Here is a 23,344-nt window from a genome sequence, read left to right on the forward strand (position 1 = left end):
TGCATTCAGAGGGGGGCCACGCGACCCAGCCCTGAGCCGCGGCATGGACCTGCCCGACGACGGGCCCCGGCCCGTCATTCGTCGCGGTCGCGCGACGAACTAGACGGCGCCGGGCTGTGTACTCGCTGCCGGACCGAGCCGCCGGATGACCCGGCACGGATTGCCCGCGGCGAATACCTGCGGCGGCACATCCCTGGTCACGACGCTGCCGGCGCCGATAACGGCGTTCGTTCCGATCGTGACGCCGGGGCATACGATCACACCCCCACCGAGCCACACATTGTCGCCGATGGTGATGGGGGCGGCGGTCTCCCAGCGTTGCCGCCGGAGTTCGTGGTCGTCCATCGGATGCAGGGCGGTGAGCAGCTGGGCGCGTGGGCCGATCGAGACGTCGTCACCGATCCGCACCGGCGCGCAGTCGAGCACGATCGCGTCGTAGTTCAGGAAGCTGTTGCGCCCCAATTCGATCAGATAGCCGTAATCGCATTGGAAACGCGGCATGATCCACGACCCTGCGCCCACGGCGCCGAGCAGGTCCTCCAGGATGTCACGCCGCTGCGCCTCGTCACCGGATTTCGTCTCGTTGAAGCGATCGAGCAGGTTCTGGCAGGCCCGTCGTTCCGCGACGAGTTCCGGATCGCTGTCCCGGTAGAGCTCCCCGCCCAGCATGCGCTGCTTCTGCGTAGACATACCGGTGATCCTGCCGTAGACAGGCGAACTCCGGCGCGGCGATACCCGGCGGCCGAGGCGGCCGATGCCCGTTCATGCGTTCGGTGGTCGGGGCACGGCGCCGAGGAGGCACCTTCGCTCTACCCTCGACCGCCGGTACCGGGTGTGCCGCCGGTCGAACCGGCCGCCGCCTACGCCGGTGCGCGTAGACCGGGCACGCTCGGGTACGTCGTCGGCCGTAGCCGGTGACGCCTCCTGAGAGAAGCCCGAGTCGGCCCGGGTCACGTACTGTCACGATATGGATCTGCGGACGGTGTCACGAGAGCTGTCTGCGCGTTTCACGCAGCGGCCCCCGTGGTTCGCCGATATTGCGCTGGGCTTGTTCGTCACGGTGATCCAGGTGCTCGGCGCGATGATTCCGGTACCGGTCGAGCCGGCGTCGACACCGGTATCGGGGATCGGCTACGTCCTGCTGGTCGTGAGCGGTGTGGCGGTGGTCGCGCGCCGGCAGCGGCCCGTCGCGGTTTTCGTGATCACCGGCGTGTCCAGCCTGATCTATTTCTCCTTCGACTTTCCCGACCGCGCTTCCTACCTCGGGCTTTTCGTCGCCCTGTACACCGTTGCCGCATACGGTGACGGGAATCGGTCACTGCGGATCGCGGGCGCGGGGATCGCGGTGCTGTCGGTGGGCTGGGTGATCGCCGGCGCCGATGTGCAGCCCGTATCGGCGATCGGCTGGGTGTTCTTCCGGATCGGCGGGGCGGTGATCGCCACCATGCTGGGCGAATCCGCGCGGTCCCGGCAGGTGATGGCCGCCGATGCGCAGGAGCGCGCGGAGCTGGCGGAACGCTCGCGCGATGAGGAGGCCCGCGCCCGGGTCGACGCCGAACGGCTGCGGATCGCCCGCGAGGTACACGACACCGTCGCCCATGCGATCGCCATCATCAACGTCCAGGCCGGGGTCACCGCGCATGTGCTCGACAAACGACCGGAACAGGCGCGCGATGCGCTGTACACCATCGAACAGACCAGTTCCCGTGCACTGCAGGAGATGCGCGCCATTCTCGGCGTCCTCCGCGACGATGGCGACCGCGAACCCTCTCCCGGTCTCGACCGGATCCGCGAGCTCACCGGTAAGGCCCGCGAGGCCGGGCTCGATATCGCCGTCCGGCAGCCCGAACCGGTGCCGGAGCTGCCGAGCGCGGTGGGCAGCGCGGCGTACCGCATCGTGCAGGAATCCCTCACCAACGTGATCCGCCATGCCGGACCGACTCGGGTAACGGTGACACTGGAACCCGTGGTCGATGCCCTGCACATCCGAGTGATCGACGAAGGACGCCGCACCCCCGGCCCCGGCCACACCGGTTCGGGTCGCGGAATCGCCGGTATGCGCGAACGCTGCCGGCTGCTCGGCGGTGAACTCGACGCGAAACCACGCCCCGGCGGCGGATTCGAGGTCACCGCCAGTCTGCCGCTCGCCCCGGTGGGGTCGCGCCTGTGAATACACCGCCGATCAAAGTGCTGCTCGCCGACGACGAGCGGCTGGTTCGTTCGGGTTTCAAAGTCCTCCTCGATCTGGAGGACGACATCACGGTGGTCGGGGAAGCCACCAACGGTGCCGAAGCGGTCGAACTGGCCCGCAGCACCCGGCCCGATGTCGTGCTCATGGATATCCGGATGCCGACGCTGGACGGGATCCGCGCCACCGGCGCGATCGCGGAAACGGCCGGGCTGGAGCAGGTCAAAGTCCTGATCCTCACCACCTACGACACCGACGACAACGTCTTCGAAGCACTACAGGCGGGTGCGAGCGGATTCCTGCTCAAGGACGCAGGTCCCGCCGAACTCCTGCACGCCATCCGCGTTATCGCCGCCGGTGACGCACTGCTCGCGCCCCGTATCACCCGCCGGCTCATCGGCCAGTTCACCGCACAGCGCCGGGCCGCGCGGTCCGCGGAAGACCGGCTGAGTGTGCTCACCGGCCGGGAACGCGAGGTTCTCGCGCTGGTCGGGCAGGGTATGAGCAACGACGAGATCGGCGCCACCCTGTTCCTCAGCCCGGCCACCGCCCGCACCCACGTCAGCCGCGCCATGGTGAAACTGGGTGCCCGGGACCGCGCACAGCTGGTTGTGATCGCATATCAGACCGGGTTGTGTGATTCGACCCCGTAGGCGGCCGCGGCAGTAGTCGCCACTGGGCCGGCCGATCCAGCGCACCTGCGATCGCCGCTCTACAACGTCTGGCACGCGGATACTCCCCGGCGGGGAGAAACGTCATATCCACGACCACCCGCAGGTCAGCCGTGCGATGGTTGAACCACGCGGCGGGACAGCGACCGGGAGGCCGGCGGGATTCGAAGTGCCCCGCTATGACCGAATCGCGGCTACGTGAGACAGCGACCTGCACAGTCGGACGCCGGAGGCGCCCGAGCAGCTACTGGAATCCACTGTTACAGCACATCCGAGTGTGCTGCCGGTCTGTAGGCCGCCGCGGCGGGAGAACCCGATGCCGGGTCGGACCACGCTTGTAGCTGCCCTGTGGCTACGACACTGGGCGTATCCGAAAGTCAGTGCGGTACACGCTTTCACGTATCCAGCGCCGATATCTGCCGGACGCGGATCACGCCCGCCGAGCGGGAGTATCGACCATGAAGGCACAGCTACCAGGTCCGTGACCTCCGTTCCCTCGCTTCCGGACCGGCCTGTGCATCGAGGTAATCCGCGATCCCACCCGCCGGGTACCGAATGCGGGTCGGCACGAAAGGCATAAACATGCGAGGCAGAGTTCCACTCCGAATGCGCGTCCTGAGCAAGCTTCGACCGGCCCCTGACTGGCCTTCGGTCACCCCGGAACAGTTCGTCGAATTCCGCACCGCGCAGAACCGCTTACGTGGGTCGATGCTGCTGCGGCCCCTCACCGGCCGGCCCGATCGCGCGGTACGAATCGCCGACGAACCATTCGATCTCCCCGGGCGGCGGTTGAATATTCGGGTGTATCGGCCCGAGCGGGAAGGCCCACCGCTGCCGATGGTGATCGCCTTTCACGGCGGCGGTCTCATCAGCGGTTTCCCGGATCAGGACGATTGGCTGCTCGCCCATCTGGCCGTGCACTGTCCGGCCGTGGTGATCTCGCTCGACTACCGGCTGGCACCCGAGCACCCGGTGCCCGCGCCGATGCTCGACGCCTACGACGCGGTCCCGCGACTGGCCGAGCTCGCCGCCGGCCGGGATGCGGATCCGGACCGGATCGCGCTGCTCGGTTCCAGCGCGGGGGCCACACTCGCCGCCCTCACCGCGATCCGGTCCGCCGAACTCGGCCCCTGCCTGCGTGCCCAGGTCCTGATCAATCCTCAGCTCGATTGGACCGATCGTGCGTTCGAATACCCCTCGTTCACGGAGAACGCGAACAGTCCCACCGCGTCCCCGGCCGAATGCCGAGCGGTTCCGCGTCTGGCGGTCCCCGAATTCTTCGATCGCCGGACGATTTCGCCGATGTACAGCGAAGGACTGCAGGGGGTCGCACCGGCGCATATCCTCGCGGCCGGCTTGGACCCGCTCGAGGACCAGTCCGCGGCCTACGCCGACCGCCTGCGCTGTGCCGGGGTCGAGGTGACGCTCACCCGGTATCCCGAAGCGACGCATGCCTTCCTGAGTATGCCGGGCGCTGTCCCGGCCGCCCGGCGGGCCCGCGCCGAAATACTCGATCATCTCCGCTACCGGCTGGCCGGTCCGCCGACCGGTGAGCGACGCGCCACCGCGCCGGGAAGCGGGGTGCGGCGATGACCACCACGGAAGTCGCCGAGCGGGCCCGGCAATCCGTGTCCGCGGCGCCGGATGCCTCGGCGCGGCCCGGTATCGCCAGTGTTCTGCGCGTCCACCTGTGGAGTTTCGCCGCGGTGGTCGTCTTGCAGATCGCCGGTGCGGTCGCGGGTCTCGCGCCGCTGCTGTCGGTGGTCGAACTGGGGCGCACCCTGTTGTCGCCCGGCCCGGTCGACGAAGGTCATATCTGGTTCGTGGTCCTCGCGGGTGCGCTCGGGCTGTTCGCACAACTCCTGTTCACCGGTGCGGCGACCGGAATCGGGCATCTGGTCGACACCCGGGTCCAACTGGCGTTGCGCCGCCTGCTCGCCGAGCGGCTGGGCCGGGTGCCGCTCGGCTGGTTCTCCCGCCGCCGGACCGGTGAACTGGCCAAGGTGGTCGGCGAGGATGTAAGCGCGGTGCACCCTTTCATCGCGCATACTCCGGGCGAACTCGTCTCGGCGTTCGTCGTGCCGCTGGTCTCGCTGATCTACCTGTTCGCCGTCGACTGGCGGCTCACGCTGATCACTCTGATCCCGGTGGTGCTCGCTCTGACGGTGGTACCGCTCATGATGACCCCGGCCCGGCTCCGCGAACAGCGGGCATTCGATACGGCCATGGGACGGATCGGGGATTCGGTGGTGGAGTTCGTGCAGGGTATCGCGGTGGTGAAGGCGTTCGGCGAATCCGGGCGCGCGCACCGCCGGTTCCGCACCGCCGCCGACGAGTTCGCCGATATCTTCCTGCGGATGGTGCAGGGCCTCGCACCGCTCGGTGCCGCGATGCAGGTGGCGCTGTCGCCACCGTTCGTGCTGCTGGTGGTGTTGATCGGCGGGGCGGCACTGATCGCGAACGGCGGTATGGCCCCGGCCGATCTCCTGCCGTTCCTGCTGCTCGGGCTGGGTTTGACGGCACCGGTGGCGGCCTTGGGCCACGGTTTCGACGATATGCAGACGGCACGGCGCGCGGTGGAGCGCATCGGTGATGTACTCGCCGAACCACCGCTCCCGCAACCGGCCCACCCGGTGGAGCCCCGAGGACACCGGGTGGAACTACGCGACGTCCGGTTCGGTTACGACAGCGGGCACGAAGTGTTGCGCGGTATCGATCTGACGCTCGAACCGGGCACCGTCACCGCGATCGTCGGCCCGTCCGGCAGCGGAAAATCCACGCTGGTGCAGTTGCTGCCCCGATTCTTCGACCCGGTGGCCGGATCGGTCCGGGTGGGCGGTGTGGATCTGCGCGAAATCGCCGACCGCGACCTCTACCGCACGGTGTCCTTCGTCTTCCAGGATGTGCGGCTGCTGCGCGCCTCGGTCGCCGAGAACATCGCGCTGGCGGTCCCCCGGGCCGATCGCGCCGCGGTGATCCGGGCGGCGCGGCTGGCGAATATCCACGATCGGATCCTGGAACTGCCGCGCGGCTACGACTCGGTGATCGGCGTGGATGCGGGACTGTCCGGCGGTGAGGCACAGCGGGTCTCGATCGCCCGCGCCCTCCTCGCCGATACCCCCGTGCTCGTGCTCGACGAGGCCACCTCCTTCGCCGACCCGCAGACCGAACAGGCCGTCCGCACCGCACTGGCCGCCACGGCGGGTACCCGGACCACCGTCGTCATCGCCCACCGCTGGGAGACGGTCGCCGGCGCCGACACGGTCGTACTGCTACGCGACGGGCAGATCGCGGCATCCGGCCGGCCCACCGAACTGCTGACCGCGGGCGGCGACTTCGCTGCGTTCTGGCGGTCCCGCCCGGCCGGCACACCACAGGTCGCAGACATTCGAGAGGAGGACGGCGCGGCAGCGGCGAGCTCGGACTCGACGCGCTCCGCCCGGCCCTGACGGGCCGGGTTCCGTGCCACGAAAACATATGATCCGCATGCTGTTACGGGTACTGGGCCATTCCTATGCCCGGCCGGTGCGTCGCACCATTGTCCTGATGACCATCACCGCGATCGCGGAAGGACTGTCCTACGCGTTGCTGGTTCCGGTGCTGCGCGCGCTGTTCGGCGCGGAGCCCGCCGCCGCACGCACTCCGCTGATCGCGTTCGGGGTAGCGGTCGCGGGATACGCGCTGCTGCGCTATCTCAGCGATCTGTCCGGCTTCCGGGCCGGGACCACGCTGTTACGCGGCGTGTATCACCGCCTGGGCGACCATCTGGCCCGGTTGCCCATCGGCTGGTACACCGCCGACCGGATCGGCGAGATCTCGGTGCTCGCCGGCCGCGGTGTGCTGCAGGCGATGAGTGTGATCGCCCATCAGCTGTCGCCACTCGTCTCGGCCACCGTCACCCCGGTGACCGTCGTCGGTGTCATGCTCGTCTTCGATTGGCGGCTGGGCCTGGCTGCTCTGGCCGCGGTGCCGCTCGTGGTACTGATCCAGATCCGGTCCGGTCGCGCCATGGCCGCCGGTGATGCCGAACGTCACGCCCGCGATCAGGAGGCGGCCGGACGGGTCGTCGAATATCTCCAGGCCCAGCCGGTGCTGCGCGCCGGCGGCCGGGCCACCGAACGTTTCGGGATGCTCGACGATGCATTGCGCGGGGTGGAACGCGCCGCCCGGCGCAGCACTCTGTCCGCGCTGACCGGCGTGGTGGGCCTGACACTCGTCGTGCAGATCACCTTCACGGCGCTGCTGGCCCTGGGCGCGTATTTCGCGCTCGGCGGCGATATCGGCGCGGCGGAACTGCTCGCCGTGCTGGTACTGGCGGCACGCTGCACCGAACCGCTGCTGTCGCTCGCCGAACTCGGCGGCCAGTTGCGTGCGGCACGGGCCGAGCTGACCCGGCTCGACGAGTTGCTGCGCACCCCACCACTGCCGGAACCGGCCGCCCCGGTCCGGCCGGTGCGATACGACCTGGCGTTCGAATCCGTGACCTTCGCGCACGACGACCGCCGGGTCGTCGACGATCTCTCGTTATCGGTGCCGCAGGGGCAGCGGCTTGCGATCGTGGGGCCCTCCGGCGCGGGTAAGAGCACGCTGCTGCAACTGATCGCGCGGTTCTACGATGTGGATGCGGGCGCGGTGCGGATGGGCGGTGTGGATATCCGCGCCATCGACACCGAATACCTGATGTCACAGATCTCTTTCGTCTTCCAGCACGTGTACCTCTTCGACGGCACGATCGAGGAGAACATCCGCCTCGGCCGGCCCGATGCCACGGAAGCGCAAGTCCGGGCGGCGGTGTCCGCGGCCCAGCTCGACGAGGTGATCGACCGGCTCGCCGACGGCCGGCACACAAATGTCGGCGAGGGCGGCGCCCTGCTGTCCGGCGGTGAACGCCAGCGGGTCTCGATCGCCCGTGCCCTGCTCAAGGACGCGCCGATCGTGCTGCTCGACGAGGTGAGCTCGGCACTGGACCCGGTGAACGAGGCAGCGGTCCACGAGGGAATCGAACGACTGATGGCGGGCCGGACGGTGGTGCTGGTCGCGCACCGGTTGCCTTCGGTTCAGCGCGCCGACCGCGTCGTGTTCGTCGATCGCGGGCGCATCGTGGCAGACGGCAGCCACGGCGAACTGTTGCGCCGGGGCGGCCGGTATGCGGATTTCTGGGCCTCAGCGATGACACCCGTTGCAGGCTGACGGAGCTTAAACGGGGAGGTCACCGGTTGACCTGGTGACCTCCCCGAGGGCGTGAACAACCCACCCGGTCCGTAGCTCCGCGAGCTGTAACTCAGGGCCGGAGGGCAGCGGCGAGGGCCGGGTTCACCGCCGTGGACAACGCCAGCAACGATTCCACCAGGAGGTCGATCAGTTCGGCGCGCGTAATGGTTTCATCGCTGAGCCAGGACAGCGTGGTTTCCTCGGTGAACGCGACCCAGCCGCGGACCGAGAGCAGCAGGCGGGGATCTTCGCGCTCCTGATCGGACAGTGGCACCTCGGAGAGGATGATGTCGACGATCGCTCGCCGGGTTTGCGACACCATGTCCGCCAGGGCGGGATCGGAACTGGTGGGACCGCGCAACAACGCCAGATACGAGGTCCGGTTCTCGCTGACGTAGTCGATATAGCGGCTCACCGAATCGCGCAGCATATCGGCGAGGCCCAGGCTGGGATCCGGTACGACGCGTACCAGTAGTTCCGCATTCGCCTGCTGCACTACGGCCAGTTGAAAGTCTTGTTTCGTCGGAAAATAGTGGAACAGCAACCCGCGGGAAATACCGGCCTGAGCTGCGATTTCACTGACCGGAATATCCTCGATGGCCCGTTCGCCGAGCATTTTCACGCCGAGGGTGATCAGCTGTGCACGCCGCTCGTCCGGGCTCAGGCGGACGCGCTTGGCGGTTTCTCCCTGGCTGATACTCACTCCGTCCATCCTACTGAACGCTGCTCAATACTGTTGACTCCGGCTCAATAGAGCTCTAGTCTGAGTATATGAGTCGCAAGGTTACAGACAAAGCTGTCGCCAACCAGACAGTCCGCCACCTGCGGACGATCATCATCGGCAGCGGTTTCGCCGGCCTCGGCCTCGCCATCCGGCTGACCCAGCAGGGCCGGGATGATTTCCTGGTGCTGGAACGCGGCAGCGATGTCGGCGGCACCTGGCGGGACAATACCTACCCGGGCGCCGCCTGCGATGTGCCGTCGCACCTGTACTCCTACTCCTTCGCCCTGAACCCGGACTGGTCACGGTCGTTCTCCCGGCAGGGCGAGATCCAGTCCTATATCCAGGGCGTCGCCGAGAAGTACAACGTCCGCGATAAGCACATCTTCGACTGCGATGTCACCAGCGCCCGCTGGAACAACGAGGCCGCCCGCTGGGAGATCTCTTCCAGCAAGGGCGATTTCACCGCCGACACCATGGTCTCCGCGGTCGGCGCGCTGTGCGAACCCAATCTGCCCGACATCAAGGGCATCAACAGCTTCGAGGGCGAAATCTTCCACTCGGCGCGGTGGAACCACGATTCCGACCTCGCCGGCAAACGGGTCGCGGTCATCGGTACCGGCGCCTCGGCCATCCAGATCGTCCCGGCCATCGCCGGGAAGGTGTCTCACCTCGACGTCTACCAGCGCACCGCGCCGTGGCTGCTCCCCCGGCTGGACCGGCCCTACACCCTGCCGGAGCGGCTCGCCTTCAAACACGTTCCCGGTGCGCAGCGACTGTCCCGGGCCGCCATCTACGCCATCCGCGAAACCCAGGTGGTGGGCCTGGCGAAACTCCCGGCACTGATGCGCGGGTTCGAGGCACTGTCCAAGGCCAAACTGCAATTCGAGATCCGCGATCCCGAATTGCGCAAGAAGGTCACCCCGGACTACCGGATCGGCTGCAAGCGCATGCTGATCTCCAACGAGTACTACCCGGCGCTGGATCGCGACAATGTCGACGTGGTCACCGACGGGATCGCCGAGATCCGCGCGAACTCGATCGTAACCAAGGACGGTACGGAGCGTGAGGTCGACGCAATCGTGGTCGCCACTGGATTCCACGTCACCGACTCCCCCACGTACCAGACCATCTTCGGTCGCGACGGCCGTAGCCTCACCGAGGTGTTCGACGAGATCGGCCAGCAGGGCTACAAGGGATCGGCGATCGCCAATTACCCGAATATGTTCTTCCTGCTCGGCCCGAACGTCGGGCTCGGCCACACGTCGATGGTGTACATGATCGAATCGCAGATCAACTACATCGCCGATGCCCTGTCGACCTTCGAGAACCGGAATCTGCGCACCGTCGAGGTCCGCCGCGACGCCCAGGACTCCTTCAACGCCGGCCTGCAGCGCAAGCTCGCCAAGAGCGTCTGGAGTACCGGCGGCTGCGCCAGCTGGTACCTGGACAAACACGGTAACAACACCACGTTGTGGCCGGATTTCACCTTCGAATTCCGGCGGATCACAAGGAAATTCGATATCGCCGCCTACGATACGACCACGGCGGCCGACGCCCCCGCCCGCCCCGATCTGAAAGTAGTGACTGTAAAATGAGCACAGCATCGCAAGATTCCATGAGGGGCGGCGGCCGGGCGACGGGTGGGCGCAACGAGGCTTATTTCCGCAACAAGGTTTGTGTCATCACCGGTGCCGGGTCCGGTATCGGCCGCGCACTGGCCGTGAACCTGGCGCGCCGGGGTGCGAAGCTGGCGCTGTCCGATATCGATACCGAAGGCCTGGCCGAAACCGTGCGCCGCTGCGAACAGCTGGGCGCCGAGGTGAAATCGGACCGGCTCAATGTCGCCGAACGCGAGGCCGTCCTGCTGTACGCCGACGCGGTGAAACAGCATTTCGGTGTCGTGCACCAGATCTACAACAACGCCGGTATCGCACATCACGGCGATATCGTGAAAACCGATTTCAAAGACATCGAACGCATCATGGACGTCGATTTCTGGGGTGTGGTGAACGGGACCAAGGCGTTCCTGCCCTACCTCCTGGAATCCGGTGACGGGCACGTGGTGAATGTTTCCAGCCTGTTCGGCCTGATCGCCGTTCCCGGCCAGGCGGCCTACAACTCGGCCAAATTCGCGGTCCGCGGATTCACCGAGGCATTGCGCCAGGAAATGCTGGTGGACAAGGCGCCGGTCAAGGTCACCTGCGTACATCCCGGTGGTATCAAGACCGCTGTCGCCCGCAACGCCACCTACAACGAGGATATCGACGGCGCGGACGCCAGCTCGAAATTCGACAAATACCTCGCCATCCACAGCCCGGAGATGGCGGCGGAAACCATCGTCGCCGGTGTGCGCAAGGGCCACGGCCGGGTGCTGATCGGCTGGGAGGCCAAACTGCTGGATCTGTTCGTCCGCACCGCCGCCTCCGGTTACCAGCGCATCGCGGTCGCCGTCGAACGCCGATTCCTACCCTGACCGGGAGAAAGACCGAGATGCGCGATATCGCCCTCCCACTGCCGTTGATCCGGGCGTTCATGGGCCCGCTCTACCGGCTCTCGTTCGACCACCGGCTGCCGTTCCGGGTGCAGCGCTCGCTGATCGACGCCGCCTCGGTCCTGCAGCCGATCCCCGCGGGTGTGCGGGTGGAGAAGTTGCGGCTGGGCGGGCGCCCGGCCGAACGGCTCGCCCCGCGTACCCCTGCGGCCACCGAGCCCGCCGCCGTGCTCTACCTGCACGGCGGCGGTTACACCGTCGGGTCATTGGCCACCCATCGCTCGCTCAACGGCCGCCTGGCCGCCGCAACCGGGCTGCCGGTCTATGCGATCGACTACCGCCTGGCTCCCGAGCACCCGTATCCCGCGGCGCTCGACGACGCCGAGGCCGCCTACCTCGAGTTGGTCACCGAATACGGCTACCGGCCGGACCGGATCGCGGTCGCCGGCGATTCGGCGGGCGGTGGGCTCTCCTTGGCGCTGGCCCAGCGGCTCATCGCCCGGCACGGGCACACCCCCGCCGCACTCGGCCTGATCGCCCCGTGGGTGGATCCGAACCAGCTCTCCGAACGCCCCCGCGACCTCGTGGTCAACGGCCCCTGGTCGCGGGCGTGCGCCGCGGCCTATCTGGGCGGCGGCGACTGCAACGATCCGGGCTACGCCCCGCTGCACGGCGTCCTCGCCGGACTGCCGCCGGTGTATGTCCAGGCCGATATCGACGAACTACTGCACCCGCAATGTGTCGACCTCACGGCTGCGCTGCGGGCAGCCGGGGTGGCCGTGGAGTTCACCGAGAGCCGCGGGCTCTGGCATGTCGCCCAGCTACAGGCCGGCTTGGTCGGCCCGGCGGCCACTGTCCTGGGCGAAATGGCCGGCTTTCTGCGGCACGCCGTGGATGGGCAACCGGCGAGCGACATAGGATGAACTGATCAGGACTCGTGAACCCCGGCCATGACGTGAACTCTGCGCATTCACGGGTGGCCCGTCACCGGACGGTGCCGGTGGCGTAAATTACCGACCAGTAAGCACACAGGGAAAGGCAATGATGCGCGAGTTCGAAGCCCCGGCTTCCTACACCATCCCGGAGGACGCGAACAATTCCGATGCCGTGTTCCGGCACGCGAAGGAATCCCCCGCCGCGGTCATGTTCAACGTCCCCGACGGCCGGGGCGGGTGGCGCGATGTGCGGGCCGAGGAGTTCGCACAATCGGTCACCGATGTGGCGAAGGGGCTGATCGCCTCCGGTATCGAACTGGGCGACCGGGTCGCCATCATGGCCGCCACCCGCTACGAATGGGCGCTGCTCGACTACGCCATCTGGGCGGCCGGTGGCTGCACCGTGGCCATCTACGACAGCTCGTCGGCCGAGCAGGCCCGCTGGATCCTGCAGGATTCGGCCACCGCGTTGCTGATCGTGGAGAACGATAAGCACCGCGGCGTGATCGCCGAGATCGACCCCGGCGAACTGCCGCAACTGCGCGAAACCCTGCAGATCGACTCCGGCGCGCTGGACACCCTCATCGGGCGCGGCGCCGAACTCGACGACCAGGCCGTGCACGACCGCCGCGCCCAGGTCACCGCCACCTCCCCGGCGACGCTGATCTACACCTCGGGCACCACCGGCCGGCCCAAGGGCGTCATGCTCACCCATGCCAACCTGTGGGCCGAATCCCGGTCCGACCGGATCGCGCTGGCCTCCTTCCTCTCGCCCGGGAAGAAGACGCTGATGTTCCTGCCGCTGGCGCATGTTTTCGCCCGCGCCGTCGGGCTGGCCGCCTTCGACGCCAAGGTCACCGTCGCGCACACCTCCGACTGGAGCACATTGGTCGCGCAGTTCGCCGAGCACCGGCCCGATTTCGTGCTGTCGGTACCGCGCGTTTTCGAGAAGGTGTACAACGCGGCCAAGCAGAAGGCGCACGACGAGGGCAAGGGCGCGATCTTCGACGCCGCCGCGGCCACCGCGATCGCCTACAGCGAAGCCCTGGAAAAGGGCAAACCCGGACTGCGGCTGCGACTTCAGCGCGCCCTGTTCGACAAGCTCGTCTACGGGAAGCTGCGTGCCGCGCTCGGCGGTAACTGCCAGGCGGCGGTCTCCGGCGGCGGGCCCCTCGGCGCCCGGCTGGGCCATTTCTTCCGCGGTATCGGTGTCACCATCTTCGAGGGCTACGGCCTCACCGAGACCACGGCCGCCATCACGGTCAACACCCCGGAACATATCCGCGTGGGATCGGTCGGCCGCCCGATCGAGGGCCATGCCGCCAAGATCGCCGAGGACGGCGAGCTGCTGCTGCGCGGTTCCGTGGTGTTCGACGGTTACTGGGGCAACGACGACGCCACCGCCGACGCGTTCGAGGACGGCTGGTTCAAAACCGGCGATCTCGGCGCCATCGACGCGGACGGTTTCGTCACCATCACCGGCCGCAAGAAGGAAATCATCGTCACCGCCGGCGGTAAGAACGTCTCCCCCGCCGTCCTCGAGGATTCGCTGCGCGCCCATCCGCTGATCAGCCAGGTGATGGTGGTCGGCGACGGTAAACCGTTCATCGGCGCGCTGATCACCCTCGACCCCGAAGCACTGCCGGGCTGGAAGGAACGCAACAACGTCGCCGCCGACGTCGATATCGCGCAGCTGGTCAACAACCCGATGCTGATCACCGAGGTGGAGACCGCGGTCGCCGATACCAACAAGAAGGTCTCCAAGGCCGAGCAGATCAAGAAGATCAATATCCTCACCGTGGACTGGACCCAGGAAACCGGTGAACTCACCCCGAAGATGTCGCTGAAGCGTGGCGTGGTGATGAAGCAGTACGCCGAGGAAGTCGACAAGATCTACAGCTGACCCGCTCGGCACAGCGCGGCCCCGGTAGGCGAAAGCTCACCGGGGCCGCGTTTTCGTGTATCAGCGGGTCAGCGAATCCGCCTTGGGCGTCTCCGCCGGACCCGCAGGCCCGGCGGTGGGGTGGCGGATGAACAGCGCGGAGGCCACCACGCCGACCAGGAGCAGCACCGCGGGCAGGAACGTCGCCTCACTCAACGCGGTACTGAACGGCTGCTGTACCGGTTCGGGAACCTGACCGGCGCCCATCCCCTCACCGGCCGGAGCCCCGCCCAGACCTTGGGCGCTCATCCGGGACGCCACCAGCGCACTGATCGCGGCGCTGCCGAGCACCGCGCCCACCTGCCGGGTGGTGTTGTAGACCCCCGCACCGGCCCCGGCCTGGTGGATCGGCAAGTTGTGGGTGGCGGTGGTGGCCAACGGCGCCCAGATGAACGCATTGGACAGGCCCGCGACCGCACCCCCGAGCACCATCCAGGTGATATTCGCGTGCGGGTTCCGCATCACCAGAGCCAGCCAGGCGACCGCCAGCGCGAACAACAGGAACCCGGTGGTCGGGATGAGGCGAGGATGCCACCGCCCCGACAGCTTGCCCACCACCGGTGCCGCTACACCGGAGAGGATCGCCATCGGGGCGAGGACCAGCGCAGACCGGGTGGGCGTCATACCGTGCACGGCCTGCAGGTAGAAGTAGATCGGCACCATCACGGCAGTAGTCGCCGCGCCCATACTCGCGATGGCCAGAGTCGACATCGAGAAATTACGATCGCGGAAAAGACTCAGCGGCAGCAGCGGTTCCCCGGACCCGCGCGCCTGGGTCACCAGGAAAACGGCCAGCACCGCGAGCCCCGCGCCGATCATCGACCAGATGGTGACCGACCAATCGTTGGCATTGCCCTCCTGGATACCGAATACCAGCAGGAACATGCCGGTCGCGCTCAGCACGACCCCCAGTAGGTCGAACTTGTGCTCATGCGTCGGTAGGGACGGCACCAGCCAGACCGCGAGCACGAACGCGACGATCCCGACCGGCACGTTGACGATGAAGATCCATTCCCAGCCGAGCCCGTCGACCAGCACACCGCCCAGAATCGGGCCGATCAGGGTCGCCAGCCCGGCGACAGCACCCCACAGGCCCATCGCGGCGCCGCGGCCGTCCGGCGGGAAGGTCCGGGTGATCACCGCCATGGTCTGCGGTGTCATGAGCGCGGCACCCAGCCCCTGCACCGCGCGTGCCGCGATCAGGGCTTCGATATCGCCGGACAGCCCGCACCACAGCGAGGCCAGCGTGAACACCGTCAGGCCGATCAGATAGATGTTCTTGGGACCGAACCTGTCCCCGAGCCGTCCCGTGATGAGCAGCGGTACCGCGTAGGTGAGCAGATAGGCGCTGGTCACCCAGATGACACTGGAGATATCGGCGTGCAGATCGGCCATGATCGCCGGGTTCGCGACTGCCACGATGGTCACATCGAGCAGGATCATGAAGAATCCGACGACCAGGGCGCCCAAGGCCAGCCACGGATTACGTTGAGTGGGCATAGATTCCATTCCTGTCCCGGCGGCGCGGGATGCGCCGGCTCATGGATCCTGTCGCGGTGCGCCGCATCACCCGGCCGGCCACCGATCAGGGGCACCCGTCGGCAGGGCACACAGCAACGGCCGGCCGTTCCTGCCGTATCACTCCGGACTACATGTACGACGTCGCGGGCCGCACCAACATTCCGGGCATTTCGGACCGATCGTAACCCTTGCTACAGACCGTGGGCGTCCAGCCAGGTTCGCGCCAGTTCCGCCGGATCGGCGCCCTCGTCGCGCATACGCAGTACCAGTGCGGCGAGTTCGTCGGTCGTCAGTTCACCCGCCACATAGTTCAGTTTCTCGGTCTGCTCCTCGTCCAGCACACCCTTGCGGAGGACGGCCACCGGATTCTGCGCACGGATCGCCTCCCCGGAATCGGCCAGCACGGCCAGGCCGTCGGTACCGCCGGGCAAGAACTCGGCCGGACCCCCCAGCACGGCCACCTGAATCCGGCCGTCGACCAGGGCCTGCCGCAGTTCGGCGGGGTCGGTGAACTGCTGGGTCGCGGTGAATTCACACCCCGCGATCCGCGTCGCGGCCGCGGGAAGGTCCAGCAGGCCCGGCACTGCCGCCGTCCCCGCGGTCAGGCCGGAACACCGATTCGCGAGATCTTCGACCGACCCGATTCCCTGTTGTTCGGCGGTGGCAGTGGTGACCAGTACCCGGGGTTCGAAATCGGTGCCGTCGGCGGGATCGGCGGTAACGGTGTCCTGGGGCAGCGACCCGTTCAGTTCCTCGGTCACGGCCTCGACCGTCTCGGCGTCCGCCCCCGTATTCAACTCGGCGAGCAACGCACCGTTGTGGTCGGCCGCCACCGCGACGGTCCCCGCCGCCAATGCGGCCAGCATCTCGGCGCGATCCCCCAGCCCGGGCTCCACCCGGACCGCCGTCCCGGTCCGCGCCAGCGCCTGCGCATAGATCTCGGCCAGCACCCGCGATTGCGCCGGCTGCTGCGCCCCCACCACCAGCGGATCGGCCGCCTCCCCGGATCCGCAGGAAACAGCCAGCACGGCAAGCGCCGGTACCAGCATCCGCCCCACCACACGCACCGACGCGGTCAGCACCATCGCGCGCGACACCCACTTCCCGTAACCAGTCCGCCGCACCCGGTCCCGGGCACCCGACAACAGCCCGAATCTACCGCCGCCGCCGCTCCCGATAACCTGCACCCCACGACGTCCACACCGGCACCGCGACCCCCTGGCCGGACAAGCCCGGGATCAGCCCGCCTCCCGGTCTTCACGTCCCAGGGAAGGCGGCCACATTCGGTACCGCGTACCTGGCCATTGCGGCGACTCGTTCGACGCTGTCCGGATACCACACATCGTGTGCGCCCTCACGCAACCAACGGCGGTGCCGAGTCCAGCGAAGCCCTGAAAGTTTTCGGCCCGCACCGAACCCAACGCGCCCAGCGGCGCAGCCGAGTTCAGCGAGGCCCTGAGAGGTTAGGGACCAAGGGGGGCCAAAACCCGCGCCGCCGGAGGCGGCGCAAAAAAATACAGCGCCAAAAACTACAGCACCCGGTCATTGGTGACGACCGGGTGCTGCAGCTGGGTTACCGCCCGGGTAAGGCGGAACGATCTATCAGGCGACGCCTTCCGCGCGGGCGGCGGCGGCGACCGCGTCGGCAACAGCCGGGGCGACCCGGGGGTCGAGCGGGCTGGGCACGATCTTGTCGACCGCGAGTTCGTCGGCGACCACGCCGAGGATCGCTTCGGCGGCAGCGATCTTCATTCCCTCGGTGATCCGGCGAGCGCCCGCGTCGAGCGCGCCCTTGAACACACCGGGGAAGGCCAGCACATTGTTGATCTGGTTCGGGAAATCACTGCGGCCGGTGGCGACGATACCGGCGTACTTGCGGGCGATTTCCGGGTGGATCTCCGGGTCCGGGTTGGACATGGCGAACACGATCGATTCCGGTGCCATCGAGGCGATGAGATCTTCACCGATGGTGCCCGCGGACAGGCCCAGGAACACATCGGCGCCGGTGAGCGCGTCCGCCGCGGAGCCGGTGAGGCCGCGCGGGTTGGTGCGCTCGGCGAGATCGGCCTTGATCGCGTTGAGGTCGGCGCGGTCCCGGCTGACGATGCCCTTGGAATCCAGCACGGTCACATCGGGGATACCGGCGGCGAGCAGGATATTGGTGCACGCGACACCCGCGGCGCCGGCGCCGGAGACGACGACCTTCAGGCCCGAGGTCGGCCGGCCCTGCACCTTGGCCGCGCCGTTCAGCGCCGCCAGCACCACGATGGCGGTGCCGTGCTGGTCGTCGTGCATCACGGGGCAGTCCAGCGCTTCGACGACCCGCTTCTCGATTTCGAAGCAGCGCGGCGCGGAGATGTCTTCGAGGTTCACGGCGCCGAAGCTGGGCCGCAGGCGCACCAGGGTTTCGACGATTTCGTCGACATCCTTGGTATCGAGCACGATCGGGATGGAGTCGAGCCCGGCGAACTTCTTGAACAGCGCCGATTTACCCTCCATCACCGGCAGGGAGGCACGCGGGCCGATATCACCGAGGCCCAGCACCGCGGAGCCGTCGCTGACGACGACCACCAGGCGGTCGGTCCAGGTGTAGCGCTTCGCCAGTTTCTCGTCCTCGGCGATCGCGCGGCTCACCTGCGCTACCCCGGGGGTATAGGCGATCGAGAGGTCGCGCTGGGTCTCCAGGGGAGAGCTGAGCTCAACCGAGAGCTTGCCCCCGAGGTGACCGGCGAAGATCTCCTCGTGAGTGATCGCCGCGAGGTCTTCGGCCTCTTTTTTGCTGGCGGTGGCGTTCGGTGCGTCAGTCACAGAGGACACGATTTCACTCCTGCTGGTTGCGGTCGTAACCGGTGGACGGTTACCGCCGGGTATTTGGTGTTATCTGCGTCATATCGTTCATCGGTGGCGCGACCAGGATGTTTCCCGGTGGTGCCGTAACCCGGAGGCCCGGAGAGTCCGGGGCGAGACGAAAGGTGGCAGCACTGATTTCGGGCAGCTGCCCTCCGGGCGGATTTCGGACGGGTTGGTCCGGCAGAACTCGACCGGCGCCCGGCTCCGGCTGCGATGGTGCGTCGCGTGGCGGTGGGCGCCCGATATCCCCGACCCGGCGGTGGCAACGATCGGGAATCCGCAACATTGTGCCAGGTCCGGTGCGGAACGCCAAACCGGCACCGCGGATCGTGTATCGAACACCACCGGCTCAGCCTAAGTCGCGGGCATTACCTTCCCGTAAGGGGAAACTCCCGGCTCCGGGAAGCCCGGGGTGAGAACCCTGGGCGGCGTAGCGGTGCGCGCGGTGAAATCCGGCCGTCCGGCTACATCCACCACTGCGTCCACAGCAGCAGTGTTGCGGCGCCGAGCACGAACACGGCGACGACGAATGTCGCGGCGCCGCGTTTGCGGTCCGAATACACCTGCGCCGCAACGGCTATCGCCGCAATCGCGATATGCCAGCCGACCGATTCCGCCCCCGGGCCCGGGAACCCACGACGCGCGCCGATCATTGCCGCACCCACCACGACGCAGGCCAGGACGACCAGCCCTGCCGCAATGGACCCGCTGAGTCCGCGCACGACTTTCATGACGCCAGCACCGGCACACCGGTGGCTCGGCCGGCGAGCTTCTCGAACTGTGCCGGGTCGGTGGTGCAGGCGCCCAGCGCGATGGTTTTGTTCGCACCGTGATAGTCCGAGGACCCGGTGGTCAGCAGGCCGTATTCGCCGGCCAGTTCGCGTAGCGCGGTCCGGTCCGGGGCATTGTGGTCGGGGTGGTCGATTTCCAGGCCGCCCAGCCCCAGTGCGGCGAGATCCGGGATCTCCGCGAGGTCGAGCAGCCGGCCGCGAGAGCGGGCCCGGCCGTGCGCGAGCACGCTCACCCCGCCGGCATCGGCGATCATCTCCACCGCCCGGTGCAGCGGAGTATCGGCCTTCTCCACGTAATAAGGGCCGTTCGCGGACAGCAGCTGCGCGAAGGCGGCTTCCACACTGGGCACGACACCCGCCTCCACCAGCGCGCGGGCCAGATGCGGGCGCCCCGCGGCCGGGCCGGCCGAGGCGAGCACGGCGTCCGGGTCCACGGGTAATCCGTCGGCGGCCATCTGTTCGGCCATGGCACGTAGGCGCTGGACCCGTTCGCCGCGTAGCCGTTCACGTTCGGCCGCGAAACCGGCATCGGCCGGGTCGAACAGGTAGGCCAACAGATGCACCGATACCGGCCAGCCGTCGATTCCGCGGCCGATACACGACATCTCCATCCCCCGGACCAGCGAGAGCCCGGCCGGGCGCGCTGCCTCGGCCTCCGCCCAGCCGGCAGTGGTGTCGTGGTCGGTGATCGCGACCACGTCCAGACCGGCAGCAGCCGCGTTCCGCACCAGATCGGCCGGGGTATCGGTGCCGTCGGAGGCGGTGGTGTGGGTATGCAGGTCGATGCGCACGCCATCCAGTCTGTCAGTGCGGGTTCCCGGTGCCGGTCGCGGTGGCGGGCTAGCATCGCCCTGTGCCCTCCCTGCCGCTGCCGTTCCACAGTCCGGGACGGTCGCGGCCTTCTCGTTCGGCCTCGCATATCCGGGTTCCCACCGCCCGCGCAGTCGTCGATTGCGCTGTCTATGTGGACGGCGAGCGGCTGCCCGGACGGCACACCCACAAAAGTGCACTCGCCGCCGCGCGCGAACACGGCGGATTCGTCTGGCTCGGCCTGCACGATCCCGATGACACCCAGATGGCCGAGGTCGCCGAAACGTTCGGGTTGCACGCACTGGCCGTCGAGGACGCGGTACAGGCCCACCAGCGGCCGAAACTGGAACGCTACGACACCGCGCTGGTGATGGTCATGCGTACCGTCGCCTACCGGGAACACGAACTGCACAGCGTCAGCGAGATCGTGGAAACCGGCGAGCTGCTGATATTCCTCGCGCCCGATTTCGTGATCGCCGTCCGGCACGGCGAACATTCACCGCTTTCGGTCGTGCGGCGCGGGCTGGAAGCTGATCCCGAGCGGTTACGCCTGGGCCCCGGCTCGGTCCTGCACGCGATAGCCGACCATGTGGTCGACTCCTATATCGAGGTCGTGCAATCGGTGGAATTCGATATCGACGCCATGGAAGAAGAAATCTTCACTCCCCGGTCACCGGTCACCGTCGAATCGATCTATCAGCTCAAACGGGAAGTGGTGGAACTACGCCGGGCGGTGAATCCACTGGCACTGCCGCTGCACACCCTCGTCCACAACACCGATCTGCCGTTGGACGCGGAGATCCGGCGCTATCTGCGTGACGTCGCCGACCATCACACCGCGGTCGCGGAACGGATCACCGATTTCGACGATGCGCTGAGCTCACTCATCAACGCGGCACTCGCCAAGATCACCGTTCAGCAGAATACGGATATGCGCAAGATATCGGCGTGGGTGGCGGTGGCCGCCGTACCCACAATGATCGCCGGAATCTACGGGATGAATTTCGAACATATGCCGGAGCTGAAAACCACCTGGGGTTATCCGGTGGTGCTCCTGTTCATCTTCGCCGTCTGCGGCACCCTGCTGGCCCTGTTCCGCCGCAACAACTGGCTCTGAATCACAGCGAGGCCGCGCCGCGGGCCGGGTCCAGCACATCGATCCCGGCTTCGGTCCAAGCGTCCCGCAGCGCCTGCGCACCGCGCAGGCGCACCCATGCGGCTTCGGTGGCCGTCACCGGCGTCACCGCGAAGTACCGGACCGGGTCGGCCGGTTCGGGTAACTCCACATCGGGTATCTCCCCGGCGCCCAGCAGTACGGCCGTGAACGGGGCCTCACGCCACAGCGGCTCGCCCACATCCAGTAGAGCATCCGCCTGCAGGACAACACCTTCCACCGCGGGCGACGCGGCGAGCACGCCCAGCGACCGGGCCACCCCGGCGCCGCTACCCGCCCCGGCCCGCAGGGTGAGCAGCAGTTCGGCCCGCGGCCCGCGGACCGGGTCGGCCAGGAGGTCGGACGGATCACCCATCGGATGCCGGGAGCCGCCGACGGTCGCGTAATGCACCACACCGTCACCGGCGATCCGCAGGATCTCGATGGGTTCGAGCCCCAGGAACGTCACCGACGCGGTGTCCACGGCAGCCGTATCCACCTCGAAATGGCGTACCACAGCGGCACGCACCCGCTCGCTCACATCCATCCGCTAGATGGCCAGCCGGGCGAGCATATCCCGCGCCTGTTCGGCGGTTTTCGGATCGCACAGCACGTCGTAGCGGCCGGCCACCAACTGCATGGTCGATGCGAAATCACGCTGACCGCGGGTCGCGGCGTACGGGATCGTGGTGGAGATGACCCCGAAAATAATGCCGCCGACCAGGCCCACCAGCAGCGGACCCGCCATCCCGTTGGTGGTGAACAAGCTCAGCAGCAAACCGAGGAACAAGCCGAGCCAGGCCCCCGACACCACACCCCCACCGATGACCTTGCCCCAGTTCAGCCGGTACAGCACCCGCTCGACCTGCATGAGATCGACGCCGACAATGGTCACGTTCTGCACTGGGAACTGGTTGTCCGCCAGATAATCCACGGCACGCTGCGCCTCGGCATAGGTCGGGTACGAACCGACCGGCCATCCCGAAGGCGGCGTGGGCAGACCCTGTCTGCCCCGATTCGAACTCCCCAGGGGATTAGTCATGTTTCTATTGTGCCGCCCCGAGCTCGTCCGGCTATTCGGGGGCGGTAAATGTTGTTGTCCTCTTCATACCGGCGACGCGGCCTTTTTCCGCGATGACGACCGCCATTTTCGCGCTGGCCTCATCGATCATTTCGTCGCCCAGCATCACCGCTCCGCGCGCGCCGCCTTCGGCGGACGTGTGATAGGCGTAGGCGTCGAGGATCATTTCAGCGTGGTCGTAATCGGCCTGCCGAGGGCTGAAGATTTCGTTGGCGGCGTCGACCTGGCTCGGGTGCAACACCCATTTCCCGTCGAAGCCCAGAGCCGCAGTGCGTCCGGCCGCGCGCCGGAAACCGTCGATATCGCGGATCTGCAGATAGGGGCCGTCGATCGCCTGCAGGCCGTGTGCGCGGGCGGTGAGCAGGATGGTCATCAGGATGTGGTGGTAGGCGTCGCCGGTGTCGTAGCCCTCGGGCTGTTCGCCGACCACGAGGGTGCGCATATTGATACTCGCCATGAAATCCGCAGGCCCGAAGACCAGCGTCTGCACCCGGGGGCCGGCGGTGGCGATCTCGTCGATATTGCGCAGCCCCAGCGCGTTCTCGATCTGCGGTTCGATCCCGATCCGGCCGGGTTCGATCCCGTTGGCGCGCTCCAACTGGCTCAGCAGCAGATCGAGGGCCCGTACCTGACCCGCGTCGGTGACCTTGGGCAGCAGGATCGCGTCGAGCGCGGTGCCGGCGCCGTCGACCACGGAGATCACATCCGCGTAGGTCCACTGGGTGGTCCAGTCGTTCACCCGGACCACCCGCAGCTGCTCACCCCAGCCGGAATCGTTGAGGGCCGCCACGATATTGGCGCGGGCGGCGGCTTTCGCCCCGGGGGCGACGGCATCCTCGAGATCCAGGAACACCTCGTCGACCGGTAGGCCTTTGGCCTTGGCGATCATTTTCGGGTTGCTGCCCGGCACGGCAAGGACGGAACGGCGCGGCTTCATCAACACTCCTGTGGTCGACCCGGTCCGGCCCCGGAACAT

General features: G+C 67.6%; 20 protein-coding genes. 10 read left to right on the forward strand and 10 right to left on the reverse strand.

What is annotated here, in order from left to right:
* Nucleotides 1-99: 99 nt before the first annotated feature.
* The gene (locus ON22_RS20755; RefSeq protein ID WP_051157876.1) at nt 100-690 is read right to left on the reverse strand and encodes a sugar O-acetyltransferase; all 591 of its coding nucleotides are present in this window, start codon (nt 688-690) and stop codon (nt 100-102) included.
* A 277-nt stretch (nt 691-967) separates the two neighbouring features.
* Between ON22_RS20755 and ON22_RS20760 the strand changes: the two genes are divergently transcribed.
* From ON22_RS20760 to ON22_RS20780, 5 genes are all read left to right on the forward strand, one after another.
* The gene (locus tag ON22_RS20760) at nt 968-2,170 is read left to right on the forward strand and encodes a sensor histidine kinase (protein ID WP_051157877.1); all 1,203 of its coding nucleotides are present in this window, start codon (nt 968-970) and stop codon (nt 2,168-2,170) included.
* Nucleotides 2,167-2,841, forward strand: a complete 675-nt coding sequence (locus ON22_RS20765; protein ID WP_033243291.1) for a response regulator — start codon at nt 2,167-2,169, stop codon at nt 2,839-2,841. The genes ON22_RS20760 and ON22_RS20765 overlap by 4 nt, the downstream gene beginning before the upstream one ends.
* A 624-nt stretch (nt 2,842-3,465) precedes the next feature.
* Nucleotides 3,466-4,452: an alpha/beta hydrolase gene (locus ON22_RS20770; protein ID WP_063820618.1), complete on the forward strand. Its 987-nt coding sequence runs from the start codon at nt 3,466-3,468 to the stop codon at nt 4,450-4,452.
* The gene (locus tag ON22_RS20775) at nt 4,449-6,308 is read left to right on the forward strand and encodes an ABC transporter ATP-binding protein (protein ID WP_051157878.1); all 1,860 of its coding nucleotides are present in this window, start codon (nt 4,449-4,451) and stop codon (nt 6,306-6,308) included. The genes ON22_RS20770 and ON22_RS20775 overlap by 4 nt, the downstream gene beginning before the upstream one ends.
* Nucleotides 6,309-6,336: 28 nt before the next feature.
* The gene (locus ON22_RS20780) at nt 6,337-8,049 is read left to right on the forward strand and encodes an ABC transporter ATP-binding protein (protein WP_033243292.1); all 1,713 of its coding nucleotides are present in this window, start codon (nt 6,337-6,339) and stop codon (nt 8,047-8,049) included.
* A gap of 91 nt (nt 8,050-8,140) precedes the next feature.
* Here ON22_RS20780 and ON22_RS20785 read toward each other — a convergent pair whose 3' ends face one another.
* On the reverse strand, nt 8,141-8,782 hold the full coding sequence (locus ON22_RS20785; RefSeq protein ID WP_033243293.1) for a TetR/AcrR family transcriptional regulator: 642 nt from the start codon (nt 8,780-8,782) through the stop codon (nt 8,141-8,143).
* A 59-nt stretch (nt 8,783-8,841) separates the two neighbouring features.
* Here ON22_RS20785 and ON22_RS20790 point away from each other — a divergent pair, with 59 nt between their 5' ends.
* From ON22_RS20790 to ON22_RS20805, 4 genes are all read left to right on the forward strand, one after another.
* Nucleotides 8,842-10,389: a flavin-containing monooxygenase gene (locus tag ON22_RS20790; RefSeq protein ID WP_033243294.1), complete on the forward strand. Its 1,548-nt coding sequence runs from the start codon at nt 8,842-8,844 to the stop codon at nt 10,387-10,389.
* Between the two features lie 20 nt (nt 10,390-10,409).
* A complete protein-coding gene (locus ON22_RS20795) occupies nt 10,410-11,267 on the forward strand; it encodes an SDR family NAD(P)-dependent oxidoreductase (protein ID WP_051157879.1) in 858 nt (285 codons plus the stop codon).
* A 17-nt stretch (nt 11,268-11,284) separates the two neighbouring features.
* Nucleotides 11,285-12,208 (forward strand): alpha/beta hydrolase, encoded by a 924-nt coding sequence (locus tag ON22_RS20800; RefSeq protein WP_033243295.1) that lies wholly within the window; start codon nt 11,285-11,287, stop codon nt 12,206-12,208.
* Nucleotides 12,209-12,329: 121 nt separating this feature from the next.
* Nucleotides 12,330-14,123 carry an AMP-dependent synthetase/ligase gene (locus ON22_RS20805; RefSeq protein WP_033243642.1) on the forward strand — a complete coding sequence of 598 codons (1,794 nt, stop codon included), beginning with the start codon at nt 12,330-12,332 and terminating at the stop codon, nt 14,121-14,123.
* A 60-nt stretch (nt 14,124-14,183) separates the two neighbouring features.
* Here ON22_RS20805 and ON22_RS20810 read toward each other — a convergent pair whose 3' ends face one another.
* The 5 genes from ON22_RS20810 to ON22_RS20835 form a co-directional block, all read right to left on the reverse strand.
* A complete protein-coding gene (locus tag ON22_RS20810; RefSeq protein WP_033243296.1) occupies nt 14,184-15,662 on the reverse strand; it encodes a DHA2 family efflux MFS transporter permease subunit in 1,479 nt (492 codons plus the stop codon).
* A 212-nt stretch (nt 15,663-15,874) separates the two neighbouring features.
* A complete protein-coding gene (locus ON22_RS20815) occupies nt 15,875-16,780 on the reverse strand; it encodes a glycine betaine ABC transporter substrate-binding protein (protein WP_255218543.1) in 906 nt (301 codons plus the stop codon).
* Nucleotides 16,781-17,285: 505 nt separating this feature from the next.
* Nucleotides 17,286-18,491, reverse strand: coding sequence for an NAD(P)-dependent malic enzyme (locus ON22_RS20820; RefSeq protein ID WP_033243297.1), 1,206 nt, complete (start codon nt 18,489-18,491; stop codon nt 17,286-17,288).
* Between the two features lie 506 nt (nt 18,492-18,997).
* Nucleotides 18,998-19,264: a hypothetical protein gene (locus ON22_RS20830; protein ID WP_033243299.1), complete on the reverse strand. Its 267-nt coding sequence runs from the start codon at nt 19,262-19,264 to the stop codon at nt 18,998-19,000.
* Nucleotides 19,261-20,115, reverse strand: a complete 855-nt coding sequence (locus ON22_RS20835) for a PHP domain-containing protein (protein ID WP_033243300.1) — start codon at nt 20,113-20,115, stop codon at nt 19,261-19,263. Before ON22_RS20835 ends, ON22_RS20830 begins: the two co-directional genes overlap by 4 nt.
* 62 nt (nt 20,116-20,177) lie before the next feature.
* Between ON22_RS20835 and ON22_RS20840 the strand changes: the two genes are divergently transcribed.
* Nucleotides 20,178-21,251 (forward strand): magnesium and cobalt transport protein CorA, encoded by a 1,074-nt coding sequence (locus ON22_RS20840; protein ID WP_033243301.1) that lies wholly within the window; start codon nt 20,178-20,180, stop codon nt 21,249-21,251.
* Between the two features lies 1 nt (nt 21,252).
* Here ON22_RS20840 and ON22_RS20845 read toward each other — a convergent pair whose 3' ends face one another.
* Genes ON22_RS20845 through ON22_RS20855 form a run of 3 tightly spaced genes read right to left on the reverse strand, consistent with a single transcriptional unit; the run spans nt 21,253 to nt 23,305 of the window.
* Nucleotides 21,253-21,834 carry a suppressor of fused domain protein gene (locus ON22_RS20845; RefSeq protein ID WP_033243302.1) on the reverse strand — a complete coding sequence of 194 codons (582 nt, stop codon included), beginning with the start codon at nt 21,832-21,834 and terminating at the stop codon, nt 21,253-21,255.
* Between the two features lie 3 nt (nt 21,835-21,837).
* Nucleotides 21,838-22,329: a YflT domain-containing protein gene (locus ON22_RS20850; protein ID WP_033243303.1), complete on the reverse strand. Its 492-nt coding sequence runs from the start codon at nt 22,327-22,329 to the stop codon at nt 21,838-21,840.
* A gap of 31 nt (nt 22,330-22,360) precedes the next feature.
* The gene (locus ON22_RS20855; RefSeq protein ID WP_033243304.1) at nt 22,361-23,305 is read right to left on the reverse strand and encodes an HpcH/HpaI aldolase/citrate lyase family protein; all 945 of its coding nucleotides are present in this window, start codon (nt 23,303-23,305) and stop codon (nt 22,361-22,363) included.
* Between the last annotated feature and the right edge of the window lie 39 nt (nt 23,306-23,344).

The organism is Nocardia carnea NBRC 14403, from assembly GCF_000308515.1.
Lineage (GTDB): Bacteria > Actinomycetota > Actinomycetes > Mycobacteriales > Mycobacteriaceae > Nocardia > Nocardia carnea.

Excerpts from the sequence above, each read along its gene's own strand:
- ON22_RS20775 (WP_051157878.1), top strand. The coding sequence starts at position 4,449 with ATGACCACCACGGAAGTCGCCGAGCGGGCCCGGCAATCCGTGTCCGCG.
- ON22_RS20755 (WP_051157876.1), bottom strand. The coding sequence starts at position 690 with ATGTCTACGCAGAAGCAGCGCATGCTGGGCGGGGAGCTCTACCGGGAC.
- ON22_RS20810 (WP_033243296.1), bottom strand. The coding sequence starts at position 15,662 with ATGCCCACTCAACGTAATCCGTGGCTGGCCTTGGGCGCCCTGGTCGTC.
- ON22_RS20845 (WP_033243302.1), bottom strand. The coding sequence starts at position 21,834 with ATGGATGTGAGCGAGCGGGTGCGTGCCGCTGTGGTACGCCATTTCGAG.
- ON22_RS20780 (WP_033243292.1), top strand. The coding sequence starts at position 6,337 with ATGATCCGCATGCTGTTACGGGTACTGGGCCATTCCTATGCCCGGCCG.
- ON22_RS20855 (WP_033243304.1), bottom strand. The coding sequence starts at position 23,305 with ATGAAGCCGCGCCGTTCCGTCCTTGCCGTGCCGGGCAGCAACCCGAAA.
- ON22_RS20790 (WP_033243294.1), top strand. The coding sequence starts at position 8,842 with ATGAGTCGCAAGGTTACAGACAAAGCTGTCGCCAACCAGACAGTCCGC.
- ON22_RS20850 (WP_033243303.1), bottom strand. The coding sequence starts at position 22,329 with ATGACTAATCCCCTGGGGAGTTCGAATCGGGGCAGACAGGGTCTGCCC.
- ON22_RS20805 (WP_033243642.1), top strand. The coding sequence starts at position 12,330 with ATGCGCGAGTTCGAAGCCCCGGCTTCCTACACCATCCCGGAGGACGCG.
- ON22_RS20800 (WP_033243295.1), top strand. The coding sequence starts at position 11,285 with ATGCGCGATATCGCCCTCCCACTGCCGTTGATCCGGGCGTTCATGGGC.
- ON22_RS20785 (WP_033243293.1), bottom strand. The coding sequence starts at position 8,782 with ATGGACGGAGTGAGTATCAGCCAGGGAGAAACCGCCAAGCGCGTCCGC.
- ON22_RS20770 (WP_063820618.1), top strand. The coding sequence starts at position 3,466 with ATGCGCGTCCTGAGCAAGCTTCGACCGGCCCCTGACTGGCCTTCGGTC.
- ON22_RS20830 (WP_033243299.1), bottom strand. The coding sequence starts at position 19,264 with ATGAAAGTCGTGCGCGGACTCAGCGGGTCCATTGCGGCAGGGCTGGTC.
- ON22_RS20795 (WP_051157879.1), top strand. The coding sequence starts at position 10,410 with ATGAGGGGCGGCGGCCGGGCGACGGGTGGGCGCAACGAGGCTTATTTC.
- ON22_RS20760 (WP_051157877.1), top strand. The coding sequence starts at position 968 with ATGGATCTGCGGACGGTGTCACGAGAGCTGTCTGCGCGTTTCACGCAG.